We start from the raw sequence: 9398 nt of genomic DNA, 5'->3' as shown, positions 1-9398 counted from the left end.
GTGCGTCATATCCGGCGGCGGCCCGGTCACGATACTTCGGTTCGCACCGGCGCCCGGAAGGCCCCGGTTCGTTGCGCTCGTGCCGTGTTGTGTCAGTGGACGTGTTGTGTCAGTGGACGCGTTGTGTCAGTGGACGCGGACGACGATCTCCGAGTGGCCGAGCCGGATCACGTCACCGTCGGCCAACTGCCACTCCTGCACCGGAGCGTTGTTGACGGTGGTGCCGTTGGTGGAGTTGAGGTCCGCCAGCAGGGCCGTGTGCCCGTCCCAGCGGATCTCCAGGTGCCGACGCGACACCCCGGTGTCGGGCAGCCGGAACTGGGCGTCCTGGCCGCGGCCGATCACATTGGAGCCGGGACGCAGCGCGTAGGTGCGGTTGCTGCCATCCTCCAGGATCAGAGTGATGGCCGCCGGAGCCTGGCCAGCGGCCGGCGGCTGCTGGTCGTAGCCGCCCTGCGGAGCGTAGACGGTCTGGTCGAAGGCGGGCTGGCCGTACTGGTCGACGGCGGCCTGGTCGTAGCCGCCCTGGTCGTAACCCTGCGCGGCGGGCTGGGCGTAGCCCTGCTGGCCTTGGTCGTAGCCTTGGGCGGGCTGGGCATAACCCTGGTCGTAGCCACCTTGGTCCGGCTGCGCGTAGCCCTGCTGTTCGTAGCCCTGGGCGGGCTGTGCGTAACCTTGCTGGTCGTAGCCGCCCTGGTCGTAGCCCTGGGCCGGTTGTGCGTAGCCCTGCTGTTCGTAGCCCTGCTGTTCGTAACCCGGCTGCGCGTACCCTTGCTGGTCGTAGCCCTGGGCCGGTTGTGCGTAGCCCTGCTGTTCGTAACCCGGCTGCGCGTACCCCTGCTGTTCGTAGCCCGGAGCGGGCTGTCCGTACCCCTGCTGGCCTTGGTCATAGCCCTGCTGGTCATAGCCCTGGGCCGGCTGTGCGTAGCCCTGCTGGTCGTAGCCGGGCTGTGCGTACCCCTGCTGGTCGTATCCCTGCTGGGAATAGCCTTGCTGCGGATGGCCTTGCTGGTCGTAGGCTTGCTGGCCCTGCTCGTAGCCGCCCTGGCCGTAGCCCGGGTACTGGCCGTCGTGTCCGGGTGGGTTGGTCATGTCGGGAGCTCCTCGGTTCGGGCTTTCGGTGTCACGGGTCGGATTCGGTCGCGGTTTGACGTCGGGGTCGACGACACATCTGGTGCGGAACTGGCCGGTGTGCAGCGTAGGTACCACGTCAAACTCTACGACGACGTTGCCGTAGGTCTGCCATCCATTGTCACGGATGAAGTCTTCGAGGTGGCGGGAAAAGATCTTCCGATTCAATTCGTATTCTTCCGACACATGTTCCAGGTCGGAGTCGCTGAGCACGATGACGTAGCTATTGGCCACCAGCGAACTGCCGTCGCCGAGGTCCTCGGCCGAGGCTTCCGCGGCACGTTGCAGACTGTTCTCGATCTCTTGCGGCGCCACCTTGCCGCCGAAGACTCGGGCGAACCCGCCGTCGACGGCGGACTCCAGCTTGCGCTCAAATCGGTCGAGTAGACCCACGGGTTCTCCCTTCTTCACAGTTCGGTGGCGTGTCGGCGTGCGTACGCTGAGGTTCAATGCTACCGGGCGAGCGACCATCAGCGCCCGTCGGATATCCCCAACTGCACCCGTGGCCACTCCCGTCACCGGACGCGCGCATGGCGTCAGACGGTGTCGATGCAGTTCAGGGCGGCAGCAGCGTGGCGATTTTCTCTCGGGAGCGTGGGCGTGTAATCTCGATCAAGTCCACGCGGACAACCGTCGAGAAATCGACAGCCACGGGCGAGTGGCGGAATGGCAGACGCGCTGGCTTCAGGTGCCAGTGTCCTTCGGGACGTGGGGGTTCAAGTCCCCCTTCGCCCACCATCATGAGCGGTTTACCGTTCTACGGAACCCCAGTTTGGGTCTGAGATTTCAGGCTTTGAACTGGGGTTTCGCTGTATCTCCCGGAAGGTCACTGCCCGCTGACGCTGTTTGGGGATTTGTGAGCGCGAGCTCCCTCTGGAGGGTTGACGAGGACGCGGGCCATTAACCCGAGGACGCGTATCGAATCTTCGCGCCCATCATGATGCACTCGCTTTCCAGAAGTGTGCATTTGTGTTCTCGCCGCTCAGGGCGATACTCCTCAGAAGTCGGCAGGGTAGGTACCGGGCCTTATTTGAGGAATGGCGCTCCTCGTGTGGGGATGATGTGGGGATTCCGCACGGCGAGGACGTGGTCCTAGGGTGAACCAATCAGCGAACTGTCCTCGATCTTCGGGGTGAGCGCGGCGACGGTGTACCGCGGCCTGTCCCGTCACCGGGAAGCCGAGCCAGCCTCGGCGTGACCCGCCGCCTGGCCTCGGCACCGAGTCACCGGCCGAGGGGGTGGCGGAGAACGGGAGGGCGGGATGGGGCTCACGCTCACCCGCGACGCCGTGCTCCACGCCATCGCCGAGTGCGACGCACAGGGGACAACGGGCGTAGCTGTCAGCCGCGGAGCTCGTTGTCAGTCGCCGACCATGTCAGCCATGGCACGGGCCAGGAGTGACTGCTTGTCGAGCTTGCCTACCGCGTTTTTCGGTAGCGCATCCAACACATGGATCATCGTGGGTCGTTTGAACCCGCTGAGCTGCTCCTTGCAGCGGGCCTTAACCGCCTCGAGTGCAATCGTGCGTCCGGGACGAGGCTGGACAAAGGCGACGACAACCTCGCCCCACTTCTCATCGGGCACACCGATGACTGCCGCCTCCTGGATGGTGGGATCCGCTGCCAGGATGTCCTCGATCTCCTTCGGGTAGATGTTCTCGCCGCCACGAATGATCATCTCTTTCGACCGCCCGGCGAGCGTGAGGTAGCCGTCGGCGTCTAGGTGACCAATGTCGCCGGTGTGCAGCCATCCATCGATGATGGCGGCAGCCGTGGCCTCCGGCCGGCCCAGATATCCGCGCATCACGTTGGCTCCGCGGATCACCACTTCGCCGCGTTCACCGATCGGCAACACGGCGCCGTCGGGGCCGAGGATCCGTATCTCCTGCCCTGGGAACGCCTTGCCGACCGTGCCGACCTTGCGAGGACCCTCAACTGGGTTGGTGGCCGAACCGCAGGTGCCCTCGGACAGTCCGTACGCCTCCACGAGAGGAAACCCGAACCGCGCCTCGAAGCGCGTGAGTAGTTCCGGCGAGGCGGGGGCGGCACCGCAGATTGCGAACCGCACCGATGAGGTATCGGGAATCACATTGTCGGGCAGGGCGGCGAGCATGCTGTAGATCGTGGGCACCGCGGAGAAGAAGGTCGGGCGGTGCTCGGCGACGATGTCGAAGAAGGTGCGGGGGTTGAATCTGTCCGCGATGACGACACTGGCCCCAACCAGCAGAGGCAGCAGCACACTGACCACAATCCCGTTCACGTGGAATAGCGGCAGGACCAGCAGACAGTGATCGTCCGAGCCGACACCGAGACCGTCCCGGCCCATCGTCGCCATCGCGTCGAGATTTGAGTGATCGAGCATGACGCCCTTGGGTACTCCGGTGGTTCCCGAGGTGTAGATCAGCAACGCCAACGCGGACGGATCGACGACGGGTATGGATTCCTTGGGCGGTGCCGGTACGTCGACCCGCAGCTGGGCCACTGAAAGGCTCGTCACGTCGGTGGGCGCCACCGAACCGTCTTCGATCACGATGAGCACGGCGCCGGAGTCCTTGAGTTGGCGCACGACCTCCGGCTCGGTCAGGGCAGGATTCACCGGTGTCACGGCTGCGCCCAGTCGCCAAGTCGCGAACAGCAGCACCACGAACTCGACGCGGTTCGTCAGCCGCACCGCCACCACGTCGCCGGCCTCCACTCCGTTCGCTGCGAGCTGAACCGCGCAGGCACGAATCCGGCCGAAAAGCGCATGATTAGTCAGCGTCTGCGTGCCGTCCGCGACAGCCGCTCCACCGGGATCGGCTGCGGCACGGCGATCGATGAGGTTCGAGAATGCCATCGCTCAGGCCTCCAGATGACGGATCAGGAACTCCGTCTGATCGGCCACGACAGCTTCGAAAGGAGCGCCGAGGTATATGTCGAAATGCCCTGCGTCATAACGTTTCACTTCACCCAGTGGCGCCTTCGCCGCGTACGCGAGCGTCTCCTTAGGCGGGGTGACAGTGTCATGGTCGCAGATGCAGAAAAGGATCGGCATCGCGACGTTCTTGGCGGACTTGCCGGGTCGGTGCCAGGTGATCGTGGGCGCGACCCGAGCTGCAACCTTGTTGACGAACTGCACGCCATCAGGCACGAGCGCGAGATAGCCAGGCAGCGCATCGGGAGCAGTCATGAGCGCCTTTTCTCCCGGTTTGCCTGCCAGGGTGAGCAGGGCTGGATCCTTCCCGCGGACAGCGGCGACCAGATCTGCGGCGACCGCCGGGAGTAGCCTGACAGTTTCCCGTGGGCCCAGCGCGCGGGCCGACGCTAGGCCATCGGTGAAGGGGCACTGCGCGATTGCTGCACGCAGTTCGGGGTGACGCGAGGCCGTGATGATCGAATGGCCGCCGCCGAACGAGCTTCCCCAGACCGCGATTCGGGAGCCATCGACGTCGGGGCGGGTCTTCATGTAAGCGATTGCAGCATCCCAGTCGACGAGTTGGCGCTTGATCGAAAGCAGCTGTCGCGGAGTGCCCGTCGAATCGCCGAAGTGCCGGTAGGTGAATGCCAGGGCTGCGATTCCAGCGCGCGCGAAGCGTTCGGCGAATGTGTCGAGCCCCATCTCGCGGGTGGCGCCCAGACCGTGGCCGAGGATGACCACGGGCGGCCGCTCCACACCTTCGGGCAGGAAAAGCCATGCGGCACAGGTGTCACCGCCTGAATCGAAGGTGATGTCGTGTCGGGTGACGGTGGGATCGGTCATCGTGCGACCTCCGTCGCGCCGGCGCCGCGCGTGTTACCGGTCTGCAATACTTGCTCGTACACGCCGGGCTGATACAGCGGCAGTTCGCCGGCGGCATCGGTGTTGGCCATGTAGTCGAGCATCAGCTCCTGACCGATGGACGACAATGCGGTGGCCAGGAATTCGGACCGTTCGATGTGCAGACCATCCTCGAGGGGACTTGAACCACCGAAATAGACCGCGCGTTTGATGGCGGCGCGTGATGGCTTCGGACGTGACCCGAGGTATTCGGCGAGTTCAATCGCGCGGGCCAGCACCTGATCCGGCGCGACGACATCGTCCACCGCACCGAACTCCAACGCTTCGGCCGGGGTGAATGGTTTGCCGGAGAGGATGGCCACCAGCGCCTTGTGATTGCCGACCAGCCGGGGTAGCCGTTGCGTGCCGCCTCCGCCGGGAATGATGCCCAGCAGCACTTCCGGCTGGCCGATGAAGTAGTCGCCGTTGGACATCACGCGAATATCGTTGGCCCAGCTGAATTCTGCGCCGAGACCTAGCGCGGAACCGTTCAGTGCAGCGACGAAGACAACACCGCTCCGGTTCATCTTCAGAAAAGTCTGATGCACGCGCTCCAGCTGAACTGCGGGCCATAGGGGCGTCTTCCCGAGCGCGCCTTTCAGGCCACCGGCGCGATTGGCTCCGCGCGCTGTGTGGGCCAGCGCCGAGGCGCCTCTAGTTCCGACGGATGGGACCGTCGCCCCTCCCTCTTGCAGCCAGCGCACCTCGGCATGAGAGACGAACCGGCCCGGATGGGTGCCGGTGAAGACGACGGACTGGACGTGGTCATCGCCGTCTGCGCGATCGACCAACGTGTCGAGTTGCTCGGCGATGTCGTTCCCGAACAGCCCGAGCGGGCCACCGTCGACGCGTGCTATCAGCATCGACCCTCGGTCCTCGATCTCGAGGTTTCCCCGCACTTCTGCTGCCATGACTGTCCTTACGACGGGCGCTCGCGCGCTATTTGCCTCACGAGAATAACGAAGTTATTCTAAACTGGCAAGGCATTCCACGCAGAGCTCGGGCGACAGCGTCCCACAAGATCAACGACTGCGCGGCAACCGAGAAGGAGGTGGGCGGTGAGCGCATCGGCGAGCCAGCCGCAATCGATGGAATTCGATTGGGCCGTCGTAGGTTCCGGATTCGGCGGTAGCGTCGCCGCGCTCCGGCTGGCCGAGAAGGGCTACCGGGTCATCGTGATAGAACGCGGACGCGAGTACGCGGACGAGGATCTCCCCGAGTCGGCGTCTGATCGGCGCCGGTTCTTGTGGGCGCCGACGTTCGGCCTGCATGGGATCATGCGCAGCGTGTTGTTCCGGCACGTTTTCAGCTCCACGCAGACCGGGGTGGGCGGCGGCAGCCTGGTCTACGGCGGGGTCTTGTTTCGCGCGCAGCGCGCGTTCTTCACCGACCCGCAGTGGCGCGAGATCGATTCCTGGGAAACCCGTCTCGACGGTCACTACGCCACGGCCGAGCGGATGTTGGGGGTTGCGACGACGCCGTGGGAGTCGACGACGATGAGACTGACGCGAGAGATCGCCGACCACTTCGGCGGCGGTCCGGGTTTCTCTACCGCACCGGTCGCTGTCTTCTTCGGTGAGCCTGGGAAGACGGTGCCCGACCCGTACTTTGGCGGCGAGGGCCCTGCGCGGACCGGCTGCACCCGTTGCGGCAGCTGCATGGTCGGCTGCCGCACCGGCGCCGCAAATCGCCTGACGAAGAATTACCTCTGGTTCGCCCGCAAGCGAGGCGCGACTATCTCGGCAGAACGCCGAGTCGTCGACGTCGTCCCGATCGGAGCCGCCGACGGCAGCGATGGGTACCGGATCGAAACCAGGCGACCGGGGTCGATGCTGCGGCGCCAGCGCAGTGACGTCATCACGGCGGGCGGTGTGGTGTTCGCCGGCGGCGCTGTCGGGACCAATGAGCTTCTCGCCGATTGCAAATACCGCGGCTCGTTGCCGCAGATTAGTGATCGCCTGGGCACTCTCGTACGCACCAACAGTGAGGGCGTCCTGTCCGTCCTTCTGCCCGAGGATGGCGACAGCTGGCAGGACGTCACCGCGAGCAGCCGCGTCATCCTCGACCACGACACCCAGATCGAGTTACTGACCTATGGGGTTCGCGCCGATTTCATGCGAGTGATGTTCACGGTCCTAGTCGGGCGCGGGCGGGTACCTACCCGCATCGTGAAGTGGCTCGGCAGTGTCACGCGACATCCGCGACGCGCGCTGGCCACCATGGGTTCCGGGTGGAGCCGCCGGACGCTGATGATGCTCATAATGCAGCCGTACGACAATGCGATTGAATTCAAGGCACGCAAGCGAATCCTGCGCTCCGGGTACCGGATCACCACCGCGGCCGACCCGCAGCGCCCCGCACCGACGTACATGGACGCCGGCCATCGGGTCGCCACCTGGCTGGCCGACCGCACCGGCGGCATCGCGCAGAGCAGCGTCTTCGAGGCGTTCGGCAACATGCCGATGACCGCACATGTACTGGGCGGAGCGGCGATCGGCGCCGGCCCACATGCGGGGGTTATCGACGCGCAGCTCAAGGTGTTCGGCTACAAGAACATGATCGTGTGCGACGGCGCCGCCCTGCCCGCGAACCCGGGCGTGAATCCGGCCCTGACGATTACCGCACTCGCCGAACACGCCATGTCGCACGTCCCGCCAGCCAGTCTGGGACGATAGCCGACATGCCCAACGGACCGGCGGGGAATCACTCCGTCAACGACATCCCGGACCGGCTCATCGGCGCCACGATTTCACTGCTGGCCTCCGACGGACCGTCCGCGATCAAGGCGCGCAGCGTCGCGGCAGCCGCCGGCATGTCGACGATGGTCGTCTATAGCTACTTCGGCGGTGTCCCCGAGTTGCTCAACGCGGTCGTCGACCGCGGCTTCAACCAGATCGAGGACACATTCGCGCAGTTGCCGGTCACCGACGACCCGATCGCCGATCTGTTCGCGATGGCCCTCGAAACGCTGCATTATGCCCGCGCCAATCCTCACCTGTACGACGCGATGTTCGGCCTGTCCAGTCGCGCGACGTACAGGCCCGCGTCGGAGAAGGACTTGCGAAAGGCCGGTCACTCGCAAGCATTTCAGTCTGCGTACAGATACGTCACCGATGCATGCATCCGTCTGGGCAATGCTGGATCGGTCACCATAGAGGACCCCACCGTGGTCGCGGGAGCCCTCTGGAGCTTCGTCCACGGCTACAACACCCTGGAGCTGGCCAACCATTTCGCCGAATTCGACAATCCGGTGCGGCAGGTGCTCCTGCCGATGGGAGTCACCTTTTGCGTGGGGCTCGGCGCCGAGCCAGGCGCTGCCCGACGGTCACACGAGGCAGCGCTGGCTCGGGCCGCGCCAACCCGAGCCTGACTCGGAGAGTCGTTCCCCCCGGAACACTATTCGCTCAGGAACTCCAGTACCTCCGGGACGAATTCGCGGTGGTGCTGGAACACGCCACCGTGACCGGAGTTGGGATAGATGCGCAACCTCGAGTCCGGCAACCGGGCACCCAGATCCCCCGAGTGGTCGCTGGAGACCATCAAGTCCTTGTCGCCGTTGGCGACGAAGACCGGGACCTTGATCGCCGAAAGGTCGTCGGGCGCATGAAGTCCACCGCCGGTGATGGCACGCAACTGCGCGTTGCGCGCCACCCCGAAGTCCCCAAATCGCCCCGATGGAAGACCGGGATCTCATGGACTCGGTGGATGCTGAGAGTGGCTGTCGGCAGCCCGTCCGTCGACGAGACGATGCGCCCTGGGATGGTCGAGACACCATCCCGGTGCCTGGGTTGAGCGCATGGTTGAAGACCGGTGGCACAGAAGAAGTCAGACCTCTGCTCGTCGGTGTGGGCGAGTTGTGACCAGTTGCGTGGCGGCATGGATGCCAGCCAGTACAAGGACTACACCCTGACGCTGCTGTTCGTGAAGTAGGTGTCCGATAGGGCCAAGACCGACCCGAACAGGCCGATCATCTATCAAGCGAGTAACAGGACTTACGCCGATGGTTCCTCCATCCTGCTCGTTGGGGGCCGCGACGGGGGTCGAGCGTCACAGTCCCAGCACTGTGCGGATAGCGTCCGCGCGGCTCGCCCCCGCCGCCGTCAGTCCCATCGCAGGGATAGGCGAGCTGGCATCCGGCAGCACCCCCTGCGGAGGATGCGGCCCAGTTGCGGTGGTGGGGTGAGTAGTTCATTTGTCCGCTGTGCTGACGACCTCCAGTAGCGCCGGGGCAGGCCTGATGGCCCGACCACGTGCCGTCCCCAGAGGGGCGGGTGGTCAGGCTGCCAGGTGTTGTTCGAAGATCGCCTCGACTCCGGACTCCCACTGTGGCGATGCCGATTCGCGGGGCGGGTCGGTGTCGGAGACTTCGCCCATCCGGGTGGTCAGGCCGGCGGCGTGGTGGCCGGTGGCGAGTTTGTCCGGGTGGAAGATCGGGTTGACCAGCCACGGCCCGCTCCGCCCGACCGGCCGCC

10 protein-coding genes and 1 tRNA gene are annotated in these 9398 nt (G+C 65.3%); 5 read left to right on the top strand and 6 right to left on the bottom strand.

Annotated elements, in window-relative coordinates; translation table 11 throughout:
* Window positions 1–126: 126 nt before the first annotated feature.
* On the bottom strand, window positions 127–1524 hold the full coding sequence (locus WAW85_RS12125) for an FhaA domain-containing protein (RefSeq protein WP_422559864.1): 1398 nt from the start codon (window positions 1522–1524) through the stop codon (window positions 127–129).
* 259 nt (window positions 1525–1783) lie between these two features.
* Between WAW85_RS12125 and WAW85_RS12120 the strand changes: the two genes are divergently transcribed.
* Window positions 1784–1869 (top strand) — tRNA-Leu (locus tag WAW85_RS12120).
* Between the two features lie 621 nt (window positions 1870–2490).
* On the opposite strand, the gene WAW85_RS12115 is transcribed toward WAW85_RS12120, so the two are convergent.
* Genes WAW85_RS12115 through WAW85_RS12105 form a run of 3 tightly spaced genes read right to left on the bottom strand, consistent with a single transcriptional unit; the run spans window position 2491 to window position 5630 of the window.
* Window positions 2491–3966: a class I adenylate-forming enzyme family protein gene (locus WAW85_RS12115; protein ID WP_422559863.1), complete on the bottom strand. Its 1476-nt coding sequence runs from the start codon at window positions 3964–3966 to the stop codon at window positions 2491–2493.
* A gap of 3 nt (window positions 3967–3969) precedes the next feature.
* Window positions 3970–4869 (bottom strand): alpha/beta hydrolase, encoded by a 900-nt coding sequence (locus WAW85_RS12110; protein ID WP_422559862.1) that lies wholly within the window; start codon window positions 4867–4869, stop codon window positions 3970–3972.
* Window positions 4866–5630 (bottom strand): enoyl-CoA hydratase/isomerase family protein, encoded by a 765-nt coding sequence (locus WAW85_RS12105; RefSeq protein WP_422559861.1) that lies wholly within the window; start codon window positions 5628–5630, stop codon window positions 4866–4868. Before WAW85_RS12105 ends, WAW85_RS12110 begins: the two co-directional genes overlap by 4 nt.
* 6 nt (window positions 5631–5636) lie before the next feature.
* Here WAW85_RS12105 and WAW85_RS12100 point away from each other — a divergent pair, with 6 nt between their 5' ends.
* From WAW85_RS12100 to WAW85_RS12090, 3 genes are all read left to right on the top strand, one after another.
* A complete protein-coding gene (locus WAW85_RS12100; protein ID WP_422559860.1) occupies window positions 5637–5900 on the top strand; it encodes a hypothetical protein in 264 nt (87 codons plus the stop codon).
* A gap of 84 nt (window positions 5901–5984) precedes the next feature.
* The gene (locus tag WAW85_RS12095; RefSeq protein WP_422559859.1) at window positions 5985–7601 is read left to right on the top strand and encodes a GMC oxidoreductase; all 1617 of its coding nucleotides are present in this window, start codon (window positions 5985–5987) and stop codon (window positions 7599–7601) included.
* A 5-nt stretch (window positions 7602–7606) separates the two neighbouring features.
* On the top strand, window positions 7607–8296 hold the full coding sequence (locus WAW85_RS12090) for a TetR/AcrR family transcriptional regulator (protein ID WP_422559858.1): 690 nt from the start codon (window positions 7607–7609) through the stop codon (window positions 8294–8296).
* 26 nt (window positions 8297–8322) lie between these two features.
* Here WAW85_RS12090 and WAW85_RS12085 read toward each other — a convergent pair whose 3' ends face one another.
* The gene (locus WAW85_RS12085) at window positions 8323–8577 is read right to left on the bottom strand and encodes an alpha/beta fold hydrolase (protein WP_422559857.1); all 255 of its coding nucleotides are present in this window, start codon (window positions 8575–8577) and stop codon (window positions 8323–8325) included.
* 159 nt (window positions 8578–8736) lie between these two features.
* Here WAW85_RS12085 and WAW85_RS12080 point away from each other — a divergent pair, with 159 nt between their 5' ends.
* Window positions 8737–8856, top strand: a complete 120-nt coding sequence (locus tag WAW85_RS12080) for a type I restriction-modification system subunit M N-terminal domain-containing protein (RefSeq protein WP_422559856.1) — start codon at window positions 8737–8739, stop codon at window positions 8854–8856.
* Window positions 8857–9201: 345 nt separating this feature from the next.
* Here WAW85_RS12080 and WAW85_RS12075 read toward each other — a convergent pair.
* Window positions 9202–9398 (bottom strand): hypothetical protein (locus WAW85_RS12075; RefSeq protein ID WP_422559855.1); only part of this gene is annotated, 197 nt, incomplete at its 5' end.

The organism is Gordonia sp. (in: high G+C Gram-positive bacteria), from assembly GCF_049299075.1.
Lineage (GTDB): Bacteria > Actinomycetota > Actinomycetes > Mycobacteriales > Mycobacteriaceae > Gordonia.
This window is presented reverse-complemented; position numbering and strand designations above follow the sequence as displayed.